The following is a 26097-nucleotide window of genomic DNA, read 5'->3' as shown; positions in this document are numbered from 1 at the left end:
TATTGGTTACAGATAGGTTGAAAAGCTGCGGTCCCACAACGGGCGCACGTCGATGCGGCGCGCCAGCAGGCCCGCATCGGCAAACACGTCGGCCACCTGCTGCTGCGAGGCGATGGCCGCGTCGTCGATGGCAGTGAGCTTGTAGGGCTGGCTGCGCTGGCTCACCTGGTTGAGGAAGTACTGCGCCGGCACACCGGCAATCTGGCCGCTCTTGGCGGACCAGGGCTGCGGATTGCGGTTGATCCAGTCGTACACCTTCGAGATGCGTTGCAGGTAGTCGCCGATGGCCGCGTGCCGCACCGGGTCGACAATGGCCTTGGTGGCGGCGCTGATCACGTAGTTACCGGACAAATAGCCGTCGGCAGTGCGCAGTACGCGCGCGCCCTGGCTCTTGGCCAGTTCCACCACCAGGCCGAAGATCACCCAGGCATCTAGCTGGCCGCTTTTGAAGGCCGCAAATGCATCCTGCGGCGCCAGCGCCACCGGCTCGATGTCCTTGAAGGTCAAGCCGTTTTCCTTGAGCAGTTTGATCAGAAAATAGTGCGACGTGGTGGAGCGCGCATAGCCGATGCGTTTGCCCTTGAACTGGGCCGGATCGGCAATTTTGGAACCCTTCGGCACCAGCACCACCTGGTTGTTGACATCCCCGCGCAGCACCGCCACCACCTTCATCTTGGCGCCGCTGGCGGCGGCAAAGATAGGCGGGATCTCGCTCATGCCGCCCAGGTCGAGCGAATCGGCGGCCAGCGCTTCCACGATCAGGTTACCGGCCGCGAATTCGGCCAACTGGGTACGGTACGGGATCTGGTCCACGCCCGCCTCCTTGAAGTAATACGAGTCGCCGCCCTTGTAGGTGCCCACGCGCAGAAAAGCATTGCGGGCCTGAACCGCGTTGGCGCGTACGCCGGTGCTCCAGCCGCCGAACAGCGCGGCGATGCCGCCCGCCGCGCCCAGTCTGGCGGAACGTTGTAGAAATTGACGACGAGCGCCGCCCTTCGATGCCTTCGAATCCATAGCTACCGCCTGTACGAGTTGAATTAAGTGGTGATGCTTGCTCAGTTAATCTTGAAGACGATATTCCCGGCCAGCAGGTAGCTGGCGCCACCGAGGTCGGGCAACCTGGGGAACGGCGCCGCCCGGCGGATCGCCTCGCGCGCCGCTTCGTCCAGCGCCGGTATGCCGGACGAGTCGATATCGAACGACAGCAACGCGCCTTGCGGACTCAGTGTCAGGCGATAGGCGACCTTGCCCTGCTGGCGCCGCATCTTCGCTTCGCGCGGATAATCGGTGCTGCTGTTGATGCGGGCATAGACCTGGCTCACGTAGTCGGTCGGAATGCCTTCGGTGCTGACTTGCCTTGGCGCTGCGGGGACCGGTGGTGCCGGTGGTGCCGGTGGCGCCACGGGTGCCGGCGCGACCGGCGCCGGCGTGGTAACGGCAGCAACCGGCACCGGCGCCGGCGGCGTGAATGTCTCCAGCGGCACCGGTGCTATTTTTGGTACCGGCACCGGCTGCACCACCGGTAGCGGCGGCGCCAGGGTCTTTTGCTGCAGCGGCTCCGGCTTGGGCAGCGTGATTTCCTTGGGCGGCGGCAGGTGGATCAACTGCACCACCAGCGGTGGCGGCGGCGCCTTGATGACCGTGCTGCTGACGTTCCAGATCGCCACCGCTGCCACGCCGTGGAGCACGATGGAGACGATCGCGCCGGGCCGGCGCCACCAGGCCCGCGCGCCGCCGTCGCCAAGGACCGGATACGACGTCACAAAACTGTCGTTGGCAGCAGGTGCGACGACGACTGCATCGACCTGGGCGACAGGTGTGGCTTGCGCCGGGTAGCGGTCGCGCAGAGAGAGAGTGGCGCTGGACATGTGATTCCCCTTTTTGAAAACAATTAATCGAACAGGTCCGGCTCTTCGCGCGTGATCACGTCCCACAGCGGCTGGAAGCTGAACCAGCCGCCAGCGTCGGACCCGATCTGGCCGGCCGTGTGGCGCGCCACCTCGTGCGGAATCGGCTTGGTGGGACCGGCTGCCTCGGACAGCAATTGCGCCTGCGCCGCGTTCTCGAACGAGATGTAGCGCCACACGGCCGACTCCACCGAGGAACCCACGGTCAGCAGGCCGTGGTTTTGCAGGATCACGGCCTTGCGCGGTCCCAGCGTCTTGGCGATGCGCTCACCCTCGCTGGTATCGAGCACCACGCCGCTGAAGTCCGAAAAGATCGCATGGTCTTCGTAAAAGGCGCACGAGTCCTGCGTGAGCGGGTCGAGCAGGCGGCCCTGGGCGGCAAAGGCCTTGCCGTACAAGCCGTGCGAATGGGCGGCCGCGATCACGTCCGGGCGCGCCTTGTGCAGCTCGGAGTGGATGGCAAACGCCGCGCGGTTGAGCAGGCCGTCGCCCTCCACCACCTTGCCGTCGTGGCTGACCAGGATCAGGTCCGATACCGCACGTGGCCGAAGTACACGCCGGCCGGATTGACCCAGAAGTGGTCCGGGAACTCGGGATCGCGCGCGGTGATGTGGCCCGCGCCGCCCATGTCGAAGCCATAGCGCGCGAACAGCCGGAACGACACGGCCAGCCGCTCCTTGCGGTGCTGGCGTTGCGCTTCCAGCGTCGGTGGCGGTGGCGGTTCGGCGAAGATGATGTTGCCGTTGGCGTCGCGCGGGGCGTTGTGGATGGCCGGGCGCGGCACCGCTTTGCCGACGGTACGCAAATGGGGGCGCGACAGCGGCGCGGAATGCAGGGGTGAAGGGCTGCTCATGATGATCCTCTTGTTGTTCAGTAGCCGCGCGCGGTATCCACCACGTCGGTCAGGGGAGCGCCGCTGCGGAAGCGGTCCAGGTTCAGCAAAAACTTGTCGATCAGCGCCGGCACGATCTGCTCGGTGCTGGGCGAGATATGGGGTGAGAGGCGCACGCGCGGGTGGCCGTAGAACGCATGGCCGGCTGGCAGCGGCTCGGGGTCGGTCACGTCCAGCGTGGCCAGCGCCAGCGCGCCTTCGTTCAGTGCATCGAGCAGCGCCTGGTGATCGACCAGGTTGCCGCGCGCGATATTGATCAGGTGCAGACCGGGTTTGGCATGTTTGAGTGTGGCGCGGTTGATGGCGTGGCGCGTTTCTGGTGTCGATGGCGCGGCCAGTACCAGGTGGTCGGCGCGCGCGATCAGTTCCTCCAGTGTGGCCACCCGCTCCACGCCCTCCACTTCGAACGGCGCGCTGGAGCGGCGCAGCGCCACCACCTTGATACCCAGCGCCAGCGCGCGCTGCGCCAGCGCCTGGCCGATGGAGCCGAAGCCATACAGGCCCAGGGTGGTGCCCTGCACCAGCCGCAGCGACAAGCGGCGCCAGTCGCTGGCTTGCTCCAGCCAGATCTCCGGCACGCGCTTGGCGGCGGTGAAGATCGCCGCCAGCACGTATTCGGCAATGGCGACGGACGCGGTGCCGCGCGCCGAGGTCACCACCGGGCCGTCGAACAGCCAGTCCGGGTAATAGTCGATGCCCACCGACGCCAGCTGCACCCAGCGCACGTCCTGCCAGCCGCTGGGCGCGGGCGTGTGCAGCAGGGACTGGCCCTTGGGCGCCGGCAGCGCGAACACCACGTCGGCGCCCGGCGGCAGCGCGGTCAATGGGCCCGGTGGCACATCGACCACGGCCAAGCCGGCGCGCTGCGCCAGCAAGGCATTGACCTTGGGATCGAACTGGCTGGCTACGATGACATCGCTCATGTGCTTCTCCTTGTTTGACCTTATGACTGTATGACTGTATGACTTAAGCGGCCAGGCGCCGGGACTGGTCCTGCGCTTCGCGCTCGGCAACGGCGGCGCGCACCAGCGGAATCAGTTCGCGGCCGTATTGCAGTGCGTCGGTGATCGGGTCGAAGCCACGGATCAGGAAGGTGGTCACGCCCAGTTCCCAGTACTTGAGCAGCGCGTCGCGCACCTGTTCCGGCGTGCCTACCAGGCCAGTCGAATTGCCGGCCGCCTTGGTCAGTGCAGCGATGCCGGTCCACAGCCGCTCATCGACCACCTTGCCCTGCGCCGCCGTGTCGAGCAGGCGCTGCGAGCCGACGTTTTGCGGTTGCTGCGGACGGCGGCTGAAGTGGTCGTTGCGGCCCACGCGCTCGGTGGCGGCGACGAGGATGGCGTCGGCCTTGGCCCATGCCTTTTCTTCGGTCTCGGCCAGCACCGGCCGCAGCGACAGGCTGAAACGGATCTTGTCGGCGCGGCCGTACTTGGCGGCGGCAGCACGCACGCGGGCAATGGTCTCGCCCACCTGCGCCAGCGATTCGCCCCACAGCGCATACACGTCGGCGTGCTTGCCGGCCACCTCGATGGCAACGTCGGACGAGCCGCCGAAGTACACCGGCACGCTGTGGCCGTTCACCGGGCGCACGCCGGCGTTCTGGCCCTTGTGGCGGTAGATCTGGCCTTCGTGATCGAAGGCGCCGCTCGACGACCAGGTCTGCTTGACGATGTCGAGGTATTCGTCGGTGCGGGCGTAGCGCTGGCCGTGGTCGAGAAAATCGCCGTCGCGCTGCTGCTCGGTGTCGTCGCCGCCGCTGATCACGTGGACCGCCAGGCGGCCATCGCTGAAGTGGTCGAGCGTGGCGAACTGGCGCGCCGCCAGCGTGGGGGCGACAAAGCCCGGACGGTGGGCCAGCAGGATGCCCAGCTTCTCGGTTTGCGAAGCGATGTACGACGCCACCTGGAACCCGTCCACCGAGGCGCTGCTGTGCGCCACCAGCACGCGGTCGAAACCTGCGTATTCGTGGGCGCGGGCCACCGCGCCGAGGAACGCCTTGTTGACGACCGGGCCTTGCGGCAGCACGGTTTCGGAGACTTCCTGGGTAGCGCTAAAGCCGATGAATTCGATGCTCATGATGCTTCCTTTGCAGTGATTGAAGATAAGCCGGCGCCGCCGGCGGGAGATATTTTTTTGACCGCGCGCGCAGCAAACGCCGCGCGGCCGGCATTAACCAGGATGGTGTCGTTCTGCGGCGTGTGGATGCGGCTGCACAGCACGTCGCGGTAATGGCGTTGCAGCGCATTGGTGCGCGACAGGCCGGGATTGCCGCTCAATTCGATGGCCTTTTCCACCACCTGAATGGCCTGGTTGGTTACCAGGTACTTGACCTGGAACGCGTCTTTGGACGCGATCGAGCCGTTGGCGGCGGCGTCGATCAGCACGCGGTTGGAGAACAGCTGCGCGTCGATCTGGCCCAGCGCCTCCTGGAAGCGCGGCAGCGACGACAGCGGCGCGCCCAGGTTGGCCGGCACCCGCTCTTCCAGCCAGGTTGCCAGCCAGTCGCGCGCCGAACGGGCCACGGCATCGTAGATGGCCGACAGCAGCACCGACATCCACAGCAGCAGCGCCGGTTCCAGGTCCGGCGCGGCGCCGGCCGGCGCCACTTCCACCGCATGGTCGAGTGGTACCAGCACGTTGTCGAACACTACTTCGTGGCTGCCGGTGGCGCGCATGCCCAGGTGGTCCCAGTTCTCGATGACGGTGATGCCCGGCGTGTCGCGCCGCACCAGCCAGCTGCCGACTAGCGGCTCGGCATCGTCGCTACGGGCCCATACGCCGAGCCAGGTCAGGCGCGGAATGCCGGTCGAGTAAATCTTGCGGCCGCTGATGCGCCAGCCTTCCGGTGTGCGGCGGGCAATGGTGTTGGGCAGGCCGCCGCGCGCCGGGGTACCCAGCTCCGGCTCCACCCGCAGCGCGTTGATCAGGGCGCCGTCGCGCAAGGTTTCGCGCACCACGCGATCGAGCAGGTGCTGCGGCCATTTGGCCTTGCGGTCGGACGCATGCTGCAAGTACTGCATGGTGAGCACCAGCGCGGTGGACGGTTCACCGCGCGCCACGGCCGCCACCACCCGCGTGGTTTGCGCCAGGTCGGCGCCTAGGCCGCCCAGGGCGCGCGGTACGGTCAAACCCAGCAGGCCCAATTGGTGCAGGCGTTCGAAATTCGCGTGCGGGAAGCTGGCATCGCGGTCATGGTCGGCAGCGGTGGCGGCGAATTCCGCCGTCAAGGTGTCCAGCAGCGCGGCGAATTCCGGGCTGTCCAGTTGCGGCGTGTGGGCTGCGGTCGGTAAGCGGAGGACGGAGGTAGGCATGGTCGGATCGCTCGGTTAGATTGAAAAGTTGCTGAAGTTGAACGGGGTGTGTACCGGCGTCGATACCGGGGCTACCGGTTCGGGCGCCGCTTCGATCTCCACGCCCAGCAATTGCAGCAACTGGGCGCGCACGCGCTGGAACTCGGGCCGCTCGGCGCTGCGCGGGCGCGGCTGGGTAATCGCGATGTCGGAAACGATGCGGCCCTTTTCCAGCACCAGCACGCGATCGGCCAGCAGCACCGCTTCATCGACGTCGTGGGTCACCAAGAGCACCGACGGCCGGTGTTCGCGCCACAGCGCCAGGATCAGCTGGTGCATGCGAATACGGGTCAGCGCGTCGAGCGCGGCAAACGGTTCGTCGAGCAGCAGCAGCTTCGGTTCGCGCACCAGCGCCCTGGCCAGCGCCACGCGCTGCGCTTCGCCGCCGGACAGCGTGGCGGGCCAGGCGTTTTCGCGGTGGGCCAGCCCTACTTCGCCCAGCGCCTGGTTGGCGCGTTCACGCGGCTGGTCGATGTTCAGGCCGAGGGTGACGTTGCGCCAGGCGCGCTTCCATGGCATCAGGCGCGGCTCCTGGAACACGGCGGCGCGGGCTTGCGGCACGTCGAGCGTGCCGGACGTGATGCGATCAAGGCCGGCCAGCGCCCGCAGCAGCGTGGTCTTGCCCGAGCCGCTGCGGCCCAGCAGCGCGACGAATTCGCCGGGGCGGATATCGAGATCGAGCTGGTCGAGGATGGTGTTGTCGCCGAAGCGCTTGGTCAGCTGGCGTGCGCGCACCTGGGTATCCGTGGTGACCGGGTTTGGCACGGCTTGCACCTGCGGCCGGCCGCCCGCTTCATTGCGCACATCGTGACGCAAATGAGCGCCGGGCAGATCGAGTTGGATGGTCTGCATGAATCAATCCTTGATAAAAGTCGGACGCCAGGCCAGCGCGTAGTGTTCGATGGCGCGCACCAGCAAGTCGGTGGCCAGGCCCAGCAAGCTGTAGACCAGCAGGCAGACGACGATGACGTCGGTGCGCATGAAGTCGCGGGCGTTGTTGATCAGGTAGCCCAGGCCCGCCGTGGCGTTGATCTGCTCCACCGCCACCAGCGACAGCCAGCTCACGCCCAGCGAGTAGCGCAGGCTCACCAGGAACGACGGCAGCGCGCCGGGCAGGATCACGTGCACGATCATCTGCGGGTAGGACAGGCCGAACAGGCGCGCCGCCTCCACCAGCTTGGAATCGATGCCGCGTATGCCGCTATACAAGGTCAGGTACATCGGGAACGTGGTGGCAAACGCGATCAGCGCGATCTTGGTGAACTCGCCGATGCCGAACCACAGGATGAACAGCGGCACCAGGCCCAGGAACGGCAAGGTGCGCGCCATCTGCATGGTGGAATCGACCGCCATTTCGCCCTGGCGCGTAAGGCCGGCGATCAGCGCCAGCGCGGTACCCAGCGTGAGCGAGACGGCCAGGCCGGTGCACACGCGCTGCAGCGATACCAGCACGTTGCTGCCCATCTCGCCGGACGCGATCAACTCGCCGAGGGTGACAAAGATTTGCGACGGTGCGGCCAGGATGCGCTCCGGCAGCACGCCGGTGCGCGAAGCGATTTCCCAGATCACCAGCAGCGCCAGCGGGCCGATGGCGCGCTTGACCAGGGGCGTGATGGTCTTGCCGATTGCCCAGCGGCGGGCGCCGGGCGGCGAGGCGTTGAGGGCGGGAGTGAGTACCGACATTGTGCTTTCCTGTGCTGGTTATCGAGGGCTGTGCAGCCGATGAAACCTAGTATAGAAAGCAAATGATTATGATAGAACTAATTGTTTCGACTATTGATATATGATTTTCTGGAATAATCTTGAGGCCAGACCATGCGCGTCACGCAAACTGCGCAAACTGCGCAAACAAGTGACGAGCGCAAAAAAAAGACCCCGCCACCATTCTAGGTAAGCGGGGCCCATTTACTAAGCCGCTATTTTGTATATCGTTATACGTGGTCAGCGCGCCACGATTTTCAACGGCGCTGCCGCAAACGCCTGCTCCACCGATTCCGCGAACAGATCGATCGCATGCTGCACCGGCCCCGGTTGCAGCGGCTGCACCAGCCAGATATCGAGGACCGGCTTGAAGTCGGTGACGTTGACGATGTCGAGCTGTGCGCGGTGGCGGCTGCGCTCGAGGATCGGCCGCGGCATCAGGCCCAGCCCCACGCCATTGGCCACCAGCCCCAGCTGCAGGTCGGTGCCGAACGTCTCGAGGTTGATCTTGAACGACAGCCCCTGCTCGGCCAGCGCCCGCGCCAACCCGGCGCGGAAACCGCAGCCGTCCGGGTTGAGCACCCAGCCCTGGCCAAAAATATCGCGCAGCTTGTAGGCGCGGCGCGACAGCGCATCCTTTTTCGCCACCACCACCAGTTCGATGCGGCCCAGCGTGCGGCCGCGCAGGCCGTCGGGCAGCACCTTCGTGGCCGGGAACAGTGCCACCGCCGCGTCGATCTCGCCCTTGTCCACGCGCTGCACCAGTTGCGCGCCCCAGCCGGACGCCACTTCCGTGTGCAGGCCGTCGAAGGCCTGATTGAGCTTTTGCAGGGTGTCGAGCAGCACCACGTCGCCGATGGTCTGGATCACGCCGATGCGGAATACGCCGGTGGGCGCATGGTCTTCCTGCACCAGGTCGCGCAGCCGCTCGACCTCCAGCAGCACCTTGGCGCACTGCTCGTACACCTGCTTGCCCATGGCGCTGGGCTTGGGCGGTTTGACGCTGCGGTCAAGCAGTTCCACGCCCAGCGCCTGCTCCAGGTTTTGCACGCGGCGCGTGATGGCCGACTGGGTGAGCCCCAGCGCGTCGGCAGCGGCGCTGATGCTCTGGTTGCGCACCACGGCCACGAAGGCGCTGATGTCATCAATTTTCATAAGGGTTTCGGTGTAAGGCATGCGGTATCAGGCGCCATCTTAGCAGTATCGTTTCAAATTCAGAATTTGTAGTTGGCGCGCACGTAGTAGTAGCCGCCGTTAAAGGCGATCTGCGATGCCGACGTATCGAAGCGGTACACGCCCAGGTAGCGGCTGGCGGCAGGCGTCTCGGTCGGATACACGTCGAACAGGTTGTTGGCGCCCACGGCAAGTTGCAGATTCCTTGTGGCCGCGTAGCGCACTTCGAGATCGGTGATGGTCTTCGGCTTGTTCTCGATGTGGTTGAACACCGACGTCGAATAGATGTTCGGACCCGAATAGAAAGTGGCCTCGGTCTCGGTCTTGCCGTAGCGGGTGGCGTGCAGGGTCACGCTCCACTGGTCCAGGCTCCAGGTGCCGCCGACGATCAGCTTGTTCTTCGGCGTGGACGTGGTCAGATAGCCAACCTGCTGGGCGTTGAGCAGCGGGCGGCCATTGCGGTCGTTGGCCACGCGGGTCACCTTGCTGTCGTTGATGTTGGCGCTGACGTCCCAGTCGATGCGGCCGGCGCTGCTGAAATCGGCGGGATAACCCGCCACCAGGTCCACGCCGCGCGTACGCGTTTCCACCCCGTTGGCAAAATAGCTGGCGCTCACCGATGACAGCCCGGTGGGTAATGCGATGCCGGCGGCGGTCAGTGCATTGATCGCGGCCGCGCCGCTATAGGTGCCACCCTGCACGATACGGTCGCGGATCTCGATGTGGTACGCGTCCAGCGTCAGGTTGAGTTTATCGATCGGCTGCGCCACCAGGCCCAGGTTGTAGCTGCGCGATTTTTCCGGCTTGAGCGGCGCAGCACCCAGGGTGCGGGCGGCATCCGAATTCACTGCCAGCTGGCCGCCGGCAGTGGTGGGCGAGACGGCCAGGCTGGTGTAATACGACTGCGCCAGCGACGGCGCGCGGAAGCCGGTGCTGCCGGTGGCGCGGATGGCGTAGCGCGGATCGAACTCGTAGCGCGTGGACAGCTTGGCGTTGCGGGTACTGCCGGCGTCGGAAAAGCGCTCGTAGCGGGCCGCCACTTCCGCTTCCCACTGCCTGGTCAACCTGGTGGACAGATCGAGGTACGCCGCGCTGATATTGCGCGAGTGCTTGCCTGCGCTGACCGGCGACAGGCCCGGCAACGCCTGCGCGCCGCTGCCGAAATACGAGGCCGGATCGCCGGCGCCGATCTCGTAGCTCTCGCGCCGGTACTCGGCGCCCAGCGCCACGCTCAGTGCGGCCGGCAGCACGCCGGTCTCGAACGAGCGGGCGATATCGCCATTGGCGCTCTGCTGGATATTGTGGAATTTCGACAGATGGAAGCTGGTCGGCGTGGCGCCGGTGGCGGCGTACAGGTCGGTGTTGGCCGAATCGTTCATGCCGATCTTGACGTTGTCGCTGCCATAACTGGCGCTCAGGTCCCAGCGCCAGCCGCCAAGGTCGGTGCTCTTGATGCCCGCGGTGAGCGCGGCATCGGTTTCGTTACTGGTCTCGACGGGGCTGAAACCGTTCGGGAACACCTGCGGCAGACGCGAGGCCAGGCGGAAGTTCTGCACGGTGGCGCCGGCGCGGTGGGCGGCTGTGCCGAATGCATACAGTTCCACGTCGGGCCCGAGCGGGATGCCGGCGTTGGCGCTGAACGATTCGCGGCGGATGCGCGGGTCGCCCAGGGTGCGGTTGTCGTAGCCGCCGGTGCGCTCATCGGGGCCGCTGCGCACGCTGTGTTCGTGGCGGCGGTACTCGGCGCTCAGGTGCACGAAGCCGTCCGCACCCAGCGGCAGGCCCACGTCGGCCGCGCCGCCCAGGGTAAAGCCGTCGCGCTTGTAGTACTGGCCGCTGGTGGCGGTGAGCGTGCCGCCCTGGCTCGACGATTTGAGGATGACGTTGATCACGCCGGCGATGGCGTCCGAGCCGTATTGGGCAGCGGCGCCATCGCGCAGTACCTCGATGTGATCGACCGCGCTCACGGGAATCAGGTCGATATCGACCGGCGTGGCGCCCTGCTGCGCGCCCGGGTCGGCGCTGATGTTGGCGGTGGTGTGGCGGCGCTTGCCGTTCACCAGCAACAGCACGTGGTTGGGGCTCAAGCCGCGCAGCGTGAGCGCGCTGGTGAGATTGGCGGCGTCGCCGGCTTGCGCCAGGCGGTTAATCGACGGCAGCAGCTTGACCAGTGCGTCGCGCAGGTCGGTCTGGCCGGTGCGCTGCAAATCCTTGGCGCTGATCACATCGATGGGACTGAGGCTCTCGGCGGCCGAGCGGGTGATGTCGCGGGTGCCGGTGACCACCACATCCTGGACCACGATGGGGGATGCGGCGTCTTCCGCCAACACGGGGGCGGCGGCAAACAGCAAGGAGATGGCGATGGCTGATTTGGTGCGGGATGGCTTCATGCAGGGCTCCGGTAGCTGTAGGGGTTAGTTCTTGACGCGGGCGGCGACCAGGTCGATTTCCACCAGCGCGCCGGGCAGCGGCAGCGCCACCACTTGCAGCGCGGTGCGAGCAGGTTTTGCGGGTTGGGCGGCGGTGCCGAACGACTGGCCGAAGGCGTTGTTCAAGCCGGTGAAATCAAGCTTGTTATCGAGCTTGGGATCGCCCACCAGGAACACCCGCAGCGACACCACGTCGGCAAAGCTCAAACCCTCGTTGGCCAGCGCCGCCTGCAGCTTGCGCAGGACCGACAGCGTCTGGGTCTCGGTGTTGCCATAGGCGGCCGGCGTACCCTTGGGCGCGGCGGGATCGGCCACGTCCGGCAGCACGCCGCTCAGATAAATGGTGTCGGCGCCGGCAGGCACGGTGACCGCCACCGAAATCGGGAAGTTCGAATTCGGAATCGGCGTGCGCTTGATTTGCTGGGCATTCGCAATGGTGGCAGCGGAGATCAGCAGGCTGGCGAGGAGAATGGAGGTTTTCATGGTATGGCTTTCTTCAAGGGTGGATGGTTATGCGTTGCGGGCAGCGATGGCGGCGACGGCGTGGTGGCCCGACAGCACCGCGCCCTCCTGCCAGGCACCGATCTGGCTCAGGTACTCGCCTGCGAAGTGCACGCGGCCGTCGGGCTGGTTGAGCAGCGTGTATTCCTTTTCGGCCGGCGTGGCCCAGTGCACCCAGGAGCCCAGGCTGTAGGGCACCTTGTGCCAGGCCACGCTGACCGGGTGGTGCAGCGCGGCGCCGCGCCCGGGATGCACGCGGTCGATGACATCGCGCGACGAGGCGAATTGCGCGCTAAGGGGCTTGGCGGTGAAGGCGCGCGCCACCTGACCGATGTTGTAGCAGCCCACCAGCACGCCGGTCGGCTGGTGGTAGCCGCCGCTCGGGTACCAGATCAGGCCTGTCTCGTGCTTGACAATCGAGATGCCGCCGTAGATTTGCGTATCAAGCTCCCAGAAGCGCGGGGCCTGCCAGGCGATCTTGCTGGCCGTGTCGTAATGCACGCTGGCGATGGCGGCCTTGACGTTGGGGGCGAAGTTGTTTTCCACTTTTGCCAGCACCGGCAGCGGGAAGGTGACGATAACGAAGTCGGCATCGAGGATCTGTTGTTTGCCGCTGGCGCGGTCGCGCACCACCACCGCCACCTTGTCGGCCTGGTTGTGGATGGATTTGACTTCGGTCCCCAGGCGCACCACGTCTTTCAGGCGTTCGTGAAACGCGGCGGGAATGCGGTCCATGCCGCCCACCGGTTGCAGCATGGTGGGCTGGAAAATCAGCAGCTCATCGAAAATCAGCGACGTCCACAGGTCGGGGTCGAGCAGCGCGTCGAGCGACAGTGGCTCCTGGCGCTCGCCCACCTGGTCGGCGGTGCCCGGGAAGACCTTGTAGCCGGAGCGCTCGGTACCCTTGAACTGCCCCTGCGACGTCAGGTCGCCATACACCTTGAGAAACTCGACCAGTTTGGCACGGTCGCCGGCACTGAGTTCGTCGTCAAGCGCGCCCTTGCCCACCGACGTGGCCAGCAGCTCGGCGATGTGGCCGCGCGCGTCGTTAATGGCGCGCCGCAGCTGGATCGGTTTATCGCCGCGGGCGGGATCGGGCAGGAAGTAGGCGCTGCGGCTGGTGTTGACCTCCGCTTCGAGCTGCACGCCGAACTCGCGGCAGTAGCCGAGAATGGTCTGGTGATGGCTGGGCAGGCGCGCCGGCCCGGCGTTGAAATAGTGTCCAGGCTCGAACTGCGCCACCTGCGTACTGCCATCGATGTAATCGATGCGGGTGCCGTCGCGGATGGTCCAGTTACGGCCACCCACGCGGTCGCGCGCTTCGATCAGCTGAACATCGTATCCGGCCTTGCGCAGCTCGTACGCCGACACCAGCCCGGCAATCCCCGCCCCCAGCACCAGCACCCGCTTGCCCTTGCCGGAGCCGGGCGCCAGCTGCGGCAGCACCGGCGCCGGATCTGCCGCCGCAGCGACCGTGGCAGCGCCGAGACCGAGCGTGGTCATGGCAGCGGCAGCAGCGGCATACCCGCTGCTGGCGGCAAGTTGAACCAGGAAATGGCGACGACTGACAGGCATAAGAGCTCCACGAATGATCAAGTTGAAACGATCTTATGCTGCCGATAATTATGCTAGAACTAATTATTTAGCATAATTAAATATGTTCTTTGAGAATAATGTTATTTGATGGCGCATATCGGAGCTGGTATCGGCATCCATAGTTGCAAACGCTATAATCAAACGCGAAACCATTCGTTCCCGCCACCCCGAGCAGCGCCCTAGAATGCGACCACCACCCTACCTGGAGTCGTCATGACCTTGCTGCGCCGTCGTACCCTGCTCACCGCCATCGCCTTGCTGCCATTGGCTTCGTTCGCGCAAAAGCCCGCGTCCCTGCTACGCATCGGTTATCAGAAATCGTCCACCCTCCTTACCATCCTCAAGGTGCGCGGGCAGCTGGAGCAGGACCTGGCGCCGCTCGGTGTGAAGGTGAGCTGGCGCGAATTTTCCAGCGGCCTGCCGCTGCTCGAAGCGCTCAATGTCGGCGGTGTCGATCTGAGCGCCGACGTGGCCGATACGGTGCCCGTGTTCGCCCAGGCGGCCGGCGCGCAGCTGACGTATTTCGCCCAGGAGTCGCCGTCCCCCTCGGCGCAGGCCATCGTGGTGCGCGCCGATTCGCCGATTGCCAGCGTGGCGGAACTGAAAGGGAAAAAGATCGCGGTGACCAAGGCGGCCGGCAGCCATTACCTGCTGATCGCGGCGCTGGAAAAAGCGGGCCTGCGCTTCAAGGATATCGAACCGGCCTACCTGTCGCCGGCCGACGGCCGCGCCGCTTTCGAGCGCGGCAGCGTGGCTGCATGGGTCACGTGGGACCCTTACCTGGCCGGCGTGCAGCGCCAGTCCACCGTGCGCATCCTGGCCGATGGCCGCAGTGTCGCCGACTACCAGCGCTACTACCTGGCTTCCACCGCGTATGCGCAGGCGCGCCCCGATGTGCTGGCAGTGGTATTCGAAGCGCTGCGCAAGACCGGAAAATGGGTCAAGCAGTCACCGAAGGAAGCGGCAGAATTGCTGGCGCCAGCGTGGGGCCTGGATGCGAAAACCGTGGAGCTGGCCAACGGCCGCCGCAGCTACGAAGTGCGGCTGGTGGTCAAGGACGCGCTGGCCGAACAGCAGCGCATCGCCGACGCCTTCCACAACGAAGGCCTGCTGCCGCGCAAGCTCGATGCGACGGCGGTGCCGCTGTGGAACGGCAAGGCTACGCGGTAAGCGCGGCGCCAGCCATCCGGGTGATGCGGTCGTACGCCGCATCGTCGAGATAATCGAAACCCTTGATGCGCAACACATCCATGGCCGATCGCAGCCGCGCGCTCGGCCACAACAACGCCGCCCGCAAGCGCTCCACCAGCACCAAAGGCACCTGTCCGCCCGCGATGAACGGCAACCCCGGCGCAGACGCCGAGTAGTCGAGCACCGAGATCGCGCGCAGCCGCTCCGGGTACTCCTGCGCGATATAGCCATAGGTAACGCAATCGATGGCGGCGATGTCCGCATCGCCACTTGCCACCAGCGCCAGGCTGGCCGCATGGCTGCCCGACCACTTTATCGCGCCAAAGAACTCGCCGCCGCCAGCGAATGGCGCCACCGCATGCCGCAGCGCGTTCATGCCGCTGTTGGAGTGGGCGTCGTTGATCGCTGCCACGCGTCCGCCCGCCTGTTCCAGGCTGGCGACGCCGCTGCCGGCGCGCGTGACGATCACGCTCGAATAATCGCAGTCGTCACAACCGGGAAAGTCGTAGGCGGGCGTGGCCAGCAACTGCACCTGGCCGCGCAGCTGGGTGACATACGGGTAGCCGCAGGTCTGGCTCACCAGCAGGTCGGGCCGGCGCCAGAAATCGATCAGCGAGGCAGGATGGTCCGGCGTGGCGCGCACCCCGGCTTCATCGATCAGCACCGCGAGCAGGGTTTCGTAACCCTGCTGCAAACGGGGCGAGACGTTATACATGGGCAGCGCGGTTTTCCAGTGCATGATCATTCATGAGGGGATGCACCGGCGCGTCGATGGCGGTGAAACCGTAACGGCGCATCAATTCGCCGTAGCCGTCCACGTGAAAGCCACCGCTGCGCGCGTTGTAGGTATCGCGCCTGGCGCGGTACACGCGCGGCAGCAAATACCATGGCAACGACGGCAGGTCGTGGTGCACCAGGTGCAGATTATTATTGAGGAACAGCAGGCGGAAAAACCACCCTGCTTCGTTGAGCACGATGCGCTGCTTGTGGTCTTGCGCAGGGCGGTGCTCGTGGTATGAGCGTACCATGGCCAGCGATTGCGCCGGGTACGATATCGCCAGCAGGTACCACCACGCCGGCACGCCGAACGCGGACGACATCCACCATAGCAGCGCCGCCACCATGGCGATATGCGCAAGCCACATCGGCACGTAGCGCCAGTCGCCGCGCCAAGGCTGGCGCACCGCCTCGAACAGGGTGCCGCCGATGGCCAGCGCCGGCCCCACCAGCACCCGGCCCCAGAACGTCTTGTTGAACCAGTACACCAGCCGCACCGGCCGGCTCATGCCGGCCCATTCACGCGGGCAGATGTACTGGCTCTCGGTATCGAGCGCCGGCATGGTCAGGTGCGAATCGACGTGGTGCGCCAGGTGGCTGTCGCGGTACAGGCGGTACGGATACCAGATCGCCAGCGGTGCATGGCCGAACAGGCGATTCACCGATGGCCACGGTGTAGGATGGCCGTGTATCAGCTCGTGCTGGAGCGACATGTACCAGGCGCTCCACCAGATCACGAGCAGCGTTGCCGGGACAGTACCCAATACGCGCCAGTTAGCCAGCGTGAGCAGCCAGCCGCCGTAGATCGCCACGATCAGCAGCCAGGTGGGCCACTCGGCACGCCACAGGGGGCGGGCGCGTTCGCATGCCACTTCGGCGCGCTGAAGACTATCGAGATATTCCGACCTTGCATAATGCCCAACCATCCTGACCTCCGCGAAATGATACGGGATCAAGTATAGAGATGGACGCAAAATTGGAAAACGAATGAAAACATCCATCGTTATGCGGTTTACGTATTCTCGTTCAGATCAGTCAAGGTGAGGCAGCGTACAGCCGGGAAATCGGAGCAGGGGCAGAATGAACCCATGGATACCTCGCACAACACCGTTAAAAAGCATCCCCCAGCGGCCTACGCTCTGCATCGGCAGATGGTGGCCGTGCAGCGGACCATGTCCGCTGCTACGGTGGAAGAATCAGTGAGGGCTTCGCGTTGGGCCAACGCCTGGTACCAGGTGGTGCAGCGCAAGCTGGATCAGATCCAGCAGGCGCCGCGCTATCTGCACTGAGCCGCACCGGGACCGGGCGGTTCAGTGCAAACGAGGATTATGCAGGGGTGTAGCAACCACCGGCGCGGCGCTCCATGCCGGCGCGGTCGATCACGGTGACGGTGCCGCGGCGATAAACGATCAGGCCTTCTTCCTGCAGCTTGCCTGCGGAGCAGGTGATGCTTTCGCGGCGTACGCCCAGCATGTTGGCGATCATTTCCTGGGTGACTTTGAGTTCGTTCGACAGCGAGCGGTCCAGGCGTTCGAGCAGCCAGCGGCACAGGCGCTGTTCGATGCTGCCGTGACGCACGCCGGCGACGGTTTGCGCCAGTTGGGCGAACAGGGCGCTGGTGTGGCGCATCAGTTGCTGGGCCAGGGCGCCGCCGCTGAAGAAGGCATTGCGCAGCACCGAGGCGCGCACGCGGTAGCCGTAGCCCGAGGTTTGCACCACGGCCGAGCAGTTGGCGCGTTCGGTCTCGTACATCGACACACCCACCACACCTTCGCGGCCGACCACGGCGATCTCGGTGGCGCCGCCTTCTTCGGTCACGTATTGCAGCGAGATGATGGCGTTGGTCGGGAAGAAGGCGTAGTCCATTTTGTCGCCGATGTCGAACAGGTGTTTGCCGGCCTGCAGCGGCACCAGTTCCAGGTCGGCGAACATGGCGATCAGCTCTTCGCGCGACAGGGCACGCAGCAGTTCGTTCTGTTGGGCGCCGGTGAGGCTCACGGTAGCAGAAGCTTCCGCCGCGATGGTGCGACCTGCGTTGCCGATGGTGTTGGCGGAGACGGAAGTTTGAGTAGCGTGGAACATGGCGGGCCTCTTCAAATAGTGTTGTTGTCTGCTGCCGGCGCCGCTTATTTTCAAGCGCTTACAAGTGCCGGCTGATGAACAACACTATATCCCCGCTATGTTCGCTACCTTATAGGACCACCTACACGCCTAATGTAGGTTAGGAACATAACACAGCGTAAGACCAGTCCTACCCGGATCACCCGGGCTGAGACCCGCTACTGGAAGTCACCGACATAGTTCTCCGCCAGCGCCGTGGCCATCGCCCGCGACGACACGATATTGGCCAGTTCCGCCCTCTGCATCTCGCGCTCGAAGGGCGTGGCGTCGGCAAACGTGTGCAGCAGCCGCGTCATGGTCCACGAGAAGTACTCGGCGCGCCAGATGCGCTTGAGGGCGTCGTCGGTGTAACCGTCCAGCAGCGCATCCCTGCCCTGCTTGTAGAACTGCTCGAAGCCGCGCGCCAGCAGCTTGACGTCGCCCACTGCCAGGTTCATGCCCTTGGCGCCGGTGGGCGGCACGATGTGCGCCGAATCGCCGGCCAGGAACAGGCGCCCCGCCTGCATCGGCGTGGACACGAAACTGCGCATGGCGATGATCCCCTTCTGGAAGATGCGGCCTTCGTTGACCTTCCAGCCATCGTTGTTTTCCAGCCGGGCGTGCAGTTCGGACCAGATGCGATCGTCGGACCAGTTATCGACATGGTCTTTCGGGTCGCACTGGAAGTATAGGCGTTGTACGGTTGGCGACCGTGTGCTGACCAACGCAAAACCGCGATCGTGCTGCGCGTAGATCAATTCGTCGGACGACGGGGCTGACTCCACCAGGATGCCGAACCAGCCGAACGGATAGATGCGCTGGAAGTCGCGGCGCTGCTCCTGCCTCGGCATGGACGCACGCGATACGCCATGATAGCCGTCGGCGCCGATAATAAAATCGGCGTCGATACGGGCTTCCTCGCCGCGATGAATGAACGTCACCGACGGCTTGTCGGTCTCCACGCCATGCAGCGCCACACCGGACACCTCGAACAGAATCTGGCCCTGGGCCGCCAGGCGCGCCGCCACCAGATCCTTGATCACCTCGTGCTGCGGATAGACGGTAATCGCCTTGCCCGTCAATTCGGTCAGGTCGATGCGGTGACGCTTGCCGTCGAACGACAGCTCCACGCCGTGATGCAGCGCGCCGATGGTGCGCATGCGCTCACCGACACCGGACTCGTTGAGAATGTCCATCGTGCCCTGTTCCAGCACGCCGGCGCGGATGGTCGCCTCGATATCGTCGCGCGAGCGCGATTCGATGACGACCGATTCGATGCCCTGCAAGTGCAGCAGATGGGATAAAAGAAGGCCGGCGGGGCCGGCGCCGATGATGGCTACCTGGGTTTGCATGGAGTGTCTCCGGGTTGTTGTTTGAAGTGTTATGGGTGCATCGTAGCGCCGCACCGGCAGAAAAAACATGGAGGAAAGCGCATAAAACTTGTACTATTTCGACACACCTCCTACCGCACCCGCCATGCCCAAGACTACGCCGCTACTTGAAAACACCACCGCCGCAATTCCGCGCTTCGCCCTGTACGGCGAGCAAACACGGGCGGAAAACGCCGAATCCGTGCATATCGAGCTGATCGAAACCCGCAGCCGCGTGTACGACTGGCATATCGACCGCCATACGCATCCGGGCATGTTTCAGGTACTTTTTTTGTTCGGCGGCGAAGTGTGCGCCGGCGTGGAGGACGAGGTATGGGAGTGCCGGGGACCGACCGTCATCACCATCAACCCGGCCGTGGCCCACGGCTTCGACTTTGCGCCCGAGGCGCACGGCTATGTGCTGACGGTGGACCAGAACGTGGTGTTTTCGGCGGCTGAAAACCAGGCCGATTTGTATGCGTCGCTGTTCATGGCGCCGCTGGCGATCGACCTGTCAGCCTTGCCCGAGATGCGCGCGCGCCTGGAGGTGCTGCTGCAGCAGTTGCTGGCCGAGGCGACCTGGCCGCAGCACGGCCACACCCTGATGCTCGACTGGCTGGCGCGCTGCGTGCTGCTGCTGCTGGTGCGCGTGCACGCCGAGCACCGCATCGCCGACCAGTCGGGCCGCCTGGACTTCGAACTGTTTTCGCGCTTTCGCGCCGAGGTGGAGCACCACTACAAGGACCAATGGCAGGTGGCCGACTACGCCGGCGCGCTGCGCGCCACGCCCACGCGCCTCAATCGCCTGTGCGTCAAACTGGCTGGCAAATCGGCGTTCGACATCGCCCAGGACCGGCTGATGCTCGAAGCCTGCCGCAAGCTTACCTACGTCCCGGCCAGCATCGCCAGCATCGCGTACGAGCTGGGGTTCCAGGACCCGGCGTATTTCAGCCGACTGTTCAAGAAGCGCGTGGGCGTGACGCCGAAGGCGTTCCGGCTGCGCGTGCCGTCACAGTAGCGCGTTCAACTCCACCTGGATCTTGATCAGCGCCGGCAGGCAGCGCTCCACCATCTCGCCCGGCGGCATGCGGCCCGCGTGGACGCTGATGTTCATGGCCGCCACCACCTCGTTGCGGAAATTGCGCAGCGGGACCGACAGCGTGCGCAAGCCCAGTTCCAGCTCCTGGTCCACCAGCGCGTAACCCTGGGCGCGGGCGCGGGAAATCTCCAGCGCCAGGCGTTCCTTGCTCGCGATGGTGTGTTCGGTGATCTGCTCGGGCTGCACCCGCTCGAGGTAGGCGTCCAGCTGCGCAGGCGGCAGGCTGGCCAGCAGCATGCGGCCATTGGCGGTACACCATGCCGGCACCCGGGTGCCCGGCTGCAGCGTGCTCGAGACCAGCTGGCCGGCGCTCACCGCCGCCACGCACACCAGCTGGTCGTGATCGAGTATGCCCACCGACGACGCCTCGCCCAGCGAATATGCCAGCCGGTACAACAGCGGCTGCGCCAGGCGCGGCAAGCGCGCCGAATGCAGGTACGACTGGCCGAGCCGCAGCACCATCGGCGTCAGCGAAAACAGCTTGTTCTCGTGCCGCATATAGCCCAGGTGCGTGAGCGTGATCAGGTAGCGCCGCGCCGCCGCGCGCGTGAGGCCCGTGTGCGCGGCCACGTCCGCGATACTGAGCCGGCTGCGTTCCTGGTCGAACGCCTGGATCACTTGCAGCCCTTTTTCCAGGCCGCCCACGAGGTCGCGCGGGCTGCGGTTGTCGTCGATGTCGGTTGTCATAAGCAGATAAATGCGGATTTGGGCGCTATTCGCACAAACCGTGCGCATGACGAATATAGCATGCACCAGGCGACTTGTGGCAGGGCGGTGCTTTGCCTAACATCGTTGGCACCAACACCAAGGAGACAGTTGTGAAATTCGACACCATCGCCGCCGGCGTCTATCCCGAACTCGTTTATCCACCGTATAAATCCACGCTCAAGCGCGGCCCCTTGCAGCCTGCGCTGCGCATCAACGCGCCAGTGCCGGTAGGCGAGAACATCGCGCCCTCCCCGCGCATCCTGCTGCCGTTCGACACCGACCTGACCGCGCAAGGCGACGGTGCGCCGCTGGGTGAAAAAATCGTGGTCACCGGCCGCGTGGTCGATGAAGACGGCAAGCCGGTGCGCAATTCGCTGCTCGAAGTCTGGCAATGCAATGCGGCTGGCCGCTACCGCCACAAGAAGGACCAGCACGACGCGCCGCTCGACCCCAACTTCAACGGTTGGGGCAAGATGATGACCGACGACGAAGGCCGCTACCGTTTTGTGACCATCAAGCCGGGCCCTTACCCGTGGGGCAACCACCACAAGGCCTGGCGTCCCGCCCACATCCATTTTTCGTTGTTCGGCAATGTGTATGCGCAGCGCCTGGTCACGCAGATGTACTTCCCCAGCGACCCGCTGTTCGACTACGACCCGATCTTCCAGAGCATTCCCGACCTGGCCGCGCGCCAGCGCCTGATCTCGCGTTTCAGTCTAGAAGAGACGGTGAGCGACCAGATGCTGGGCTACGAATTCGATATCGTCCTGAGGGGGCGCAACGCCACCCCCATGGGCATCTGAGGAGCACCACATGACCACACCCATCACAACCTCCCAAACCATCGGCCCGTTCTCGCACGAAGCGTGGCAATGGGCGGTGGACCTCGGAACCGTCGCCAGCGCGGCTGCCGGCGGCATCACGATTGCCGGCACCATCTACGATGGCGACGGCGTGCCGATCAACGATGCCCAGATCGAGGCCTGGCAGCCCGGCGCTGCCGGGGTGGAAGCAGCGCTCGATGTTCCCGCCTTCCGCCGCATCCCCAGCGACGACCAGGGCGGCTTCACCTTTACCCTGGCCGATATCGCGCTGGCGCCCGGTCAGCCGGTGGCCTACGTTACCGTGTTCGCGCGCGGCCTGGTCAAACACCAGTTCACCGCCGTGTTCCTGGCCGACGACGCCAAGCTGGCAAAATCGGCGATACTGGAACAGGTGCCGGCCGCGCGCCGCCCCACCCTGCTGGCGACTAAAACCGCGGACGGCCAGTATCGCTGGGACATCCGCATGCAAGGCGACATGGAAACCGCCTTCTTCGACTACGTTTAGCCTGGAGCCGCAGTGAGTGTATCGATCTTCGACAGCTTTTTGACCACCACCGACATGATCGCCGTGTTCGACGACGCGGCCATCGTGCAGGGCATGTTCCGTTTCGAGCAGGCGCTGGCGCAGGCGCAGGCCGACGAAGGCCTGCTGCCACAATCGGCTGCACGGGCGATTGCCGGCGTGTGCAACGCCCAACTGTACGACCTTCCCGCCCTGATCACCGCCGGCCGCCGCGCCGGCAGCCTGGCCATCCCGCTGATCAAGGAGCTGACCAAGACCGTGGCCCTGTACGACCAGGAAGCGGCCAGCAAGGTCCACTGGGGCAGTACCAGCCAGGACGTGATCGACACGGCCATGGTGCTGGCTACGCGCGACGCCCTGCAACTGCTCGACGACGGCCTGCACGACCTCACCGGCCGCCTGTTGCTGCTGGCTGGAGAACACCTGGCCACGCCGGTGCTGGCGCGTACCCTGATGCAGCCGGCGCAGGTGACCAGCTTCGGCTTCAAGCTCGCCGGCTGGCTGGCGCCGCTGGTGCGCGCGCGCACGCGTTTGCGTGAATGCGCGCAGCGCGCCTTGCAGTTGCAACTGGGCGGCGCAGTGGGCACGCTGGCGGTGATGGGCGAGCAAGGCGCCGCCGTGGGCGCCCGCATGGCGCAAGCGCTCGACCTGCGCCTGGCCGACGCGGCCTGGCACACGCAGCGCGACGAATGGGTGCGCCTGGGCCTGGAAGTGGCGGTACTGACGGGCAGCCTGGGCAAGCTGGCAACGGACCTGAGCCTGATGGCGCAAGGAGAGATCGCCGAACTGGCCGAGCCTTCGGGCAATGGCCGGGGCGGTTCGTCGGCCATGCCGCACAAGCGCAATCCTGTCTCGGCGATGATCGCACTGGCCGCCGCCACCCGCACTCCGCAACACGCCGCCGCGCTGCTGGCCGCCATGGGACAGCAGCACGAACGGGGCTTGGGCAACTGGCAGGCCGAACTGGCCGAGTGGCCCGGGCTGTTCCTGAGCGCACACGGCGCCTTGCAGGCGCTGGACGAAGCGTTCGCCGGCCTGCACATCGACACCGCGCGCATGCGCCGCAATATCGACAGTCTGCAAGGGCTGGTGTTCGCAGAGGCCGCGTCGAGCTACCTGGCCGCCACCATCGGCAAGTCTGCCGCCCACGCGCTGCTGGAAAAAATGACGGGCGAATCGCTGACCAGCGGGCGCCACCTGGCCGACGTGCTGGAAGCGGCGATTGCCGCCGACCCGCAACTGCAAGCCGCCATCGACCTGGCGCACCTGCGCACCCTGTTCGACCCCGTCGCCGCCACCGCGCCGGCGCACAAGCTGGCGCAGGAGCAGTTGCGCCGCCTGCGCGACGACATCCACCATTTTTCCAAGTGAGTATCTTATGAGTTTCGACCCGATCGACCACGACTTCGAGCGCGGGCTGGGCAACCGCCGCGCCATCCTCGGCGACGCGTGGGTGGAGCGTTCGCTCGGCAACGCCAACCAGTTCAATGCCGACTTCCAGAACCTGATCACGCGGTTTGCCTGGAACGAGATCTGGGGCCGCCCCGGCCTCGAGCAGAAAACGCGCCGCGCCATCGTCCTCTCGATCACCATCGCGCTGGGCCGCTGGGAAGAATTCGACCTGCACGTGCGCGCCGCGCTGCTGGGCGAAGACAGCAACCGCCTCACGCCCGACGAATTGAAGGAAGTGCTGATCCAGTCCGCCATCTACGCCGGCGTGCCGGCCGCGAACACCGCATTCACCCACGCCATGGCGATCCTGCGCGAAGTCGGTCCGCAGATCGGCTACGAACTGGAACCCTCGGCGCCGCTGGCAGCAAGCCATCCGGGCGTGGGCCGCGCGGGCCGCAGCAGCGGCAGGCCAGCCTTGCACTATACGGTGCGCGAACCACGCAATGGCAAGGCGCCGCGTCACACGGTGGTACTGAGCCACGCGCTCGGTTGCGATTTGACCATGTGGGACCAGCTGGCCAACCAGCTGGCACTTGATCACCGCGTGATCGCCTACGACCATCGCGGCCACGGCAGTTCGGAGTCACCGCCCGGCGCCTACGCGATGGCCGACCTGGCCGACGACGCGGCCGCGCTGCTGCGCGAGCTCGATACCGGCCCGGTGGTGTGGATCGGCTTGTCGATGGGCGGCATGGTCGGCCAGGAGCTGGCGCTGCGCCATCCCGCGCTGGTGCGGGCGCTGGTACTGGCCAACACCACGTCCGGCTACCCGGCGCCGGTGCAGGAGGTCTGGCGCCAGCGCATCGCCACCGTGCAGCTTGATGGCATCGAACCGATCGCCGATGCGGTGATGGGCCGCTACTTCCACGACGCCTTCCGCGCTGCGCATCCGGGTACCGTGGCGCGATTCCGCCGGCGGGTGGTGGCCACCGACAACGTCGGCTATGCAGGCTGCTGCCACGCGGTGGGGACCGTGGATACCACGGCGCGCCTGGGCCAGATCAAGGCCCCGACGCTGGTGATTGCGGGAGAGCTGGACCAGGGCACGCCGGTGGCCATGGCGCAGGTGCTGGCCGAGGGCATTGAAGGTGCCCAGCTGGAGGTGTTGAAAGACGCTTCGCACCTGAGCTACATCGAACAGCCGGAGATGTTCAGCAGTGCGGTGCGCAGCTTCATTGTGACGCTTTAAGCAGCCGTGAAATCTGTCATCCCCGCGCAGGCGGGGATCCATACCGAGCGTGAATATACCGCGGCACAAGCGCTCCATGGATCCCCGCATTCGCGAGGATGGCGATCTTTAAGGTTGGCGGCTACCGTTAAACACCGGGATCGCGCACCTTCTCCACCTGGTCGAACTCCACGTTGTAGTACCCGCCCCCCACCAGCTCCGCCTTGCGGATATACACGGTCTGCACGATATCGCGGGTTGCCGCATCGATGCTCACCGGACCGCGCACACTGGTCCAGGCCATCCCTTTCATTGCCGCCAGCAGCTTGTCGCCGTTGCTGTCCCCGCCGGTCTTTTTTAGCGCCTGGTACAGCAGGTGCATGCCGTCGTATGCGCCTACCGAGTGGAAGTTCGGGCGCATACCCTTGTTCGCTTTCTGGAACGCGTCCACGTACGCCTTGTTTTCGGCCGATGGATGCGCGGCCGAGTAGTGGTGGCTGCTCACCACGCCCGCTGCCGCAGGGCCGATGCTGGCCATCAGGTCGTCATCGAGCACGTCGCCGGTGCAGATCAGGCGCACGCCCGCTGCGGCCAGCCCCCGCTCGGTGAACTGCTTGAGCACCGCCGCGCCTTCGCCCGATGGCACGAAGACGAACAGCGCGTCCGGTTTCAGGTCGCGTACCTTGGCCAGGAACGGCGCGTAGTCCGGGTTGCGCAGCGGTGCGCGCACCGTTTCCACGACCTTGCCGCCGCCTTCCGTAAAGCCCTTGACGAACACTTTTTCAGCGTCCAGTCCGGGGCCGTAATCGCTGACCAGCGTCACCACCGTGCGGATCTTGTTTTTCGCCGCCCACTGGGCCATGGGCGCAGTCACCTGGGCCAATGTAAAACCGGTGCGCACGATGTACGGCGAGCGTTGCGGAATCACCGAGGTGGCGGCGGCCATCACAATCATCGGCACCTTGGCTTGCGTGGCGACCGGCGCCGCTGCAAACGCCAGCGGCGTCAGGCCAAAGCCGGCCAGCACCTGCACCTTGTCGCGCGAGACCAGTTCCTGCGCCAGGCGCTTGGTGACGTCGGGCGACACGCCGCCGTCGTCCTTGAGGATGATTTCCACCGGCCGGCCCGCTACCGTGGCGCCGTTCTGGGCGAGGTACAGTTTGACGGCCGCCTCGATCTGCTTGCCGGTGGAGGCGAACGGCCCGGACATCGGCAGGATCAGGCCCACCTTGAACGGGTCGGCGGCGAATGCGGACAGCGGCAGCAGGCCGGTCGATAAAGCGGCAGCGCCCAACACGAGGCGGCGGCGTGGCTGGTTGATATGGTTGGTCATCAT

General features: G+C 65.5%; 24 protein-coding genes and 1 pseudogene. 7 read left to right on the top strand and 18 right to left on the bottom strand.

What is annotated here, in order from left to right; translation table 11 throughout:
- Positions 1 to 6 precede the first annotated feature (6 nt).
- The 12 genes and pseudogenes from SR858_RS08615 to SR858_RS08560 form a co-directional block, all read right to left on the bottom strand.
- Entirely contained in the window at positions 7 to 1014 is a 1008-nt protein-coding gene (locus SR858_RS08615) for an ABC transporter substrate-binding protein (protein ID WP_019922347.1), read from the bottom strand.
- 41 nt (positions 1015 to 1055) lie between these two features.
- Positions 1056 to 1868 carry a TonB family protein gene (locus SR858_RS08610; protein ID WP_019922346.1) on the bottom strand — a complete coding sequence of 271 codons (813 nt, stop codon included), beginning with the start codon at positions 1866 to 1868 and terminating at the stop codon, positions 1056 to 1058.
- A gap of 23 nt (positions 1869 to 1891) precedes the next feature.
- Positions 1892 to 2712 (bottom strand): annotated as a pseudogene (locus SR858_RS08605) (class II aldolase/adducin family protein).
- A 65-nt stretch (positions 2713 to 2777) separates the two neighbouring features.
- Positions 2778 to 3722 carry a D-isomer specific 2-hydroxyacid dehydrogenase family protein gene (locus SR858_RS08600; protein WP_019922343.1) on the bottom strand — a complete coding sequence of 315 codons (945 nt, stop codon included), beginning with the start codon at positions 3720 to 3722 and terminating at the stop codon, positions 2778 to 2780.
- A gap of 43 nt (positions 3723 to 3765) precedes the next feature.
- The gene (locus SR858_RS08595; RefSeq protein ID WP_019922342.1) at positions 3766 to 4875 is read right to left on the bottom strand and encodes an LLM class flavin-dependent oxidoreductase; all 1110 of its coding nucleotides are present in this window, start codon (positions 4873 to 4875) and stop codon (positions 3766 to 3768) included.
- A complete protein-coding gene (locus SR858_RS08590; RefSeq protein WP_019922341.1) occupies positions 4872 to 6110 on the bottom strand; it encodes an acyl-CoA dehydrogenase family protein in 1239 nt (412 codons plus the stop codon). Before SR858_RS08590 ends, SR858_RS08595 begins: the two co-directional genes overlap by 4 nt.
- A 15-nt stretch (positions 6111 to 6125) precedes the next feature.
- Positions 6126 to 7001: an ABC transporter ATP-binding protein gene (locus SR858_RS08585; RefSeq protein ID WP_019922340.1), complete on the bottom strand. Its 876-nt coding sequence runs from the start codon at positions 6999 to 7001 to the stop codon at positions 6126 to 6128.
- Positions 7002 to 7004: 3 nt separating this feature from the next.
- On the bottom strand, positions 7005 to 7832 hold the full coding sequence (locus SR858_RS08580; protein WP_019922339.1) for an ABC transporter permease: 828 nt from the start codon (positions 7830 to 7832) through the stop codon (positions 7005 to 7007).
- Positions 7833 to 8090: 258 nt separating this feature from the next.
- Positions 8091 to 9005 (bottom strand): LysR family transcriptional regulator, encoded by a 915-nt coding sequence (locus tag SR858_RS08575; RefSeq protein WP_026637376.1) that lies wholly within the window; start codon positions 9003 to 9005, stop codon positions 8091 to 8093.
- 59 nt (positions 9006 to 9064) lie between these two features.
- Complete coding sequence (locus SR858_RS08570) at positions 9065 to 11413, bottom strand: TonB-dependent receptor plug domain-containing protein (RefSeq protein ID WP_019922337.1); 2349 nt, start codon at positions 11411 to 11413, stop codon at positions 9065 to 9067.
- Between the two features lie 24 nt (positions 11414 to 11437).
- On the bottom strand, positions 11438 to 11935 hold the full coding sequence (locus SR858_RS08565; protein ID WP_019922336.1) for a RidA family protein: 498 nt from the start codon (positions 11933 to 11935) through the stop codon (positions 11438 to 11440).
- A gap of 27 nt (positions 11936 to 11962) precedes the next feature.
- Complete coding sequence (locus tag SR858_RS08560) at positions 11963 to 13528, bottom strand: flavin monoamine oxidase family protein (RefSeq protein WP_026637375.1); 1566 nt, start codon at positions 13526 to 13528, stop codon at positions 11963 to 11965.
- A 234-nt stretch (positions 13529 to 13762) separates the two neighbouring features.
- Here SR858_RS08560 and SR858_RS08555 point away from each other — a divergent pair, with 234 nt between their 5' ends.
- On the top strand, positions 13763 to 14719 hold the full coding sequence (locus SR858_RS08555) for an aliphatic sulfonate ABC transporter substrate-binding protein (protein WP_019922334.1): 957 nt from the start codon (positions 13763 to 13765) through the stop codon (positions 14717 to 14719).
- On the opposite strand, the gene SR858_RS08550 is transcribed toward SR858_RS08555, so the two are convergent.
- Both SR858_RS08550 and SR858_RS08545 read right to left on the bottom strand, forming a co-directional pair.
- Positions 14709 to 15479 (bottom strand): phosphate/phosphite/phosphonate ABC transporter substrate-binding protein, encoded by a 771-nt coding sequence (locus SR858_RS08550; RefSeq protein WP_026637374.1) that lies wholly within the window; start codon positions 15477 to 15479, stop codon positions 14709 to 14711. The genes SR858_RS08555 and SR858_RS08550 overlap by 11 nt on opposite strands.
- Positions 15448 to 16443 (bottom strand): fatty acid desaturase, encoded by a 996-nt coding sequence (locus SR858_RS08545; RefSeq protein WP_051120327.1) that lies wholly within the window; start codon positions 16441 to 16443, stop codon positions 15448 to 15450. The genes SR858_RS08550 and SR858_RS08545 overlap by 32 nt, the downstream gene beginning before the upstream one ends.
- A 162-nt stretch (positions 16444 to 16605) precedes the next feature.
- On the opposite strand from SR858_RS08545, the gene SR858_RS08540 reads away from it, so the two are divergent.
- Positions 16606 to 16806, top strand: coding sequence for a hypothetical protein (locus SR858_RS08540; protein ID WP_019922331.1), 201 nt, complete (start codon positions 16606 to 16608; stop codon positions 16804 to 16806).
- A 37-nt stretch (positions 16807 to 16843) separates the two neighbouring features.
- On the opposite strand, the gene SR858_RS08535 is transcribed toward SR858_RS08540, so the two are convergent.
- Both SR858_RS08535 and SR858_RS08530 read right to left on the bottom strand, forming a co-directional pair.
- The gene (locus tag SR858_RS08535) at positions 16844 to 17599 is read right to left on the bottom strand and encodes a Crp/Fnr family transcriptional regulator (RefSeq protein ID WP_019922330.1); all 756 of its coding nucleotides are present in this window, start codon (positions 17597 to 17599) and stop codon (positions 16844 to 16846) included.
- A 197-nt stretch (positions 17600 to 17796) separates the two neighbouring features.
- Entirely contained in the window at positions 17797 to 18969 is a 1173-nt protein-coding gene (locus SR858_RS08530) for a 4-hydroxybenzoate 3-monooxygenase (RefSeq protein WP_019922329.1), read from the bottom strand.
- Between the two features lie 124 nt (positions 18970 to 19093).
- On the opposite strand from SR858_RS08530, the gene SR858_RS08525 reads away from it, so the two are divergent.
- Positions 19094 to 20005, top strand: a complete 912-nt coding sequence (locus tag SR858_RS08525; protein WP_026637373.1) for a helix-turn-helix domain-containing protein — start codon at positions 19094 to 19096, stop codon at positions 20003 to 20005.
- On the opposite strand, the gene SR858_RS08520 is transcribed toward SR858_RS08525, so the two are convergent.
- Positions 19997 to 20773 (bottom strand): IclR family transcriptional regulator domain-containing protein, encoded by a 777-nt coding sequence (locus tag SR858_RS08520; protein WP_019922327.1) that lies wholly within the window; start codon positions 20771 to 20773, stop codon positions 19997 to 19999. The genes SR858_RS08525 and SR858_RS08520 overlap by 9 nt on opposite strands.
- Positions 20774 to 20904: 131 nt before the next feature.
- Here SR858_RS08520 and pcaH point away from each other — a divergent pair, with 131 nt between their 5' ends.
- The 4 genes from pcaH to pcaCD are packed head-to-tail and all read left to right on the top strand — an operon-like array spanning position 20905 to position 24782.
- Entirely contained in the window at positions 20905 to 21597 is a 693-nt protein-coding gene (gene pcaH, locus SR858_RS08515; protein ID WP_019922326.1) for a protocatechuate 3,4-dioxygenase subunit beta, read from the top strand.
- A gap of 10 nt (positions 21598 to 21607) precedes the next feature.
- Positions 21608 to 22123, top strand: coding sequence for a peptidase associated/transthyretin-like domain-containing protein (locus tag SR858_RS08510; protein WP_019922325.1), 516 nt, complete (start codon positions 21608 to 21610; stop codon positions 22121 to 22123).
- A gap of 12 nt (positions 22124 to 22135) precedes the next feature.
- The gene (pcaB, locus tag SR858_RS08505) at positions 22136 to 23512 is read left to right on the top strand and encodes a 3-carboxy-cis,cis-muconate cycloisomerase (protein ID WP_019922324.1); all 1377 of its coding nucleotides are present in this window, start codon (positions 22136 to 22138) and stop codon (positions 23510 to 23512) included.
- 7 nt (positions 23513 to 23519) lie between these two features.
- Complete coding sequence (gene pcaCD, locus SR858_RS08500) at positions 23520 to 24782, top strand: bifunctional 4-carboxymuconolactone decarboxylase/3-oxoadipate enol-lactonase PcaCD (RefSeq protein WP_019922323.1); 1263 nt, start codon at positions 23520 to 23522, stop codon at positions 24780 to 24782.
- Positions 24783 to 24909: 127 nt separating this feature from the next.
- Here pcaCD and SR858_RS08495 read toward each other — a convergent pair whose 3' ends face one another.
- The gene (locus SR858_RS08495; protein WP_040377821.1) at positions 24910 to 26097 is read right to left on the bottom strand and encodes an ABC transporter substrate-binding protein; all 1188 of its coding nucleotides are present in this window, start codon (positions 26095 to 26097) and stop codon (positions 24910 to 24912) included.

This window comes from Duganella zoogloeoides (assembly GCF_034479515.1).
Lineage (GTDB): Bacteria > Pseudomonadota > Gammaproteobacteria > Burkholderiales > Burkholderiaceae_D > Rugamonas > Rugamonas zoogloeoides.
Note: the sequence above shows the minus strand (reverse complement) of the source record. Positions and strands in the feature narration are given on the sequence as shown.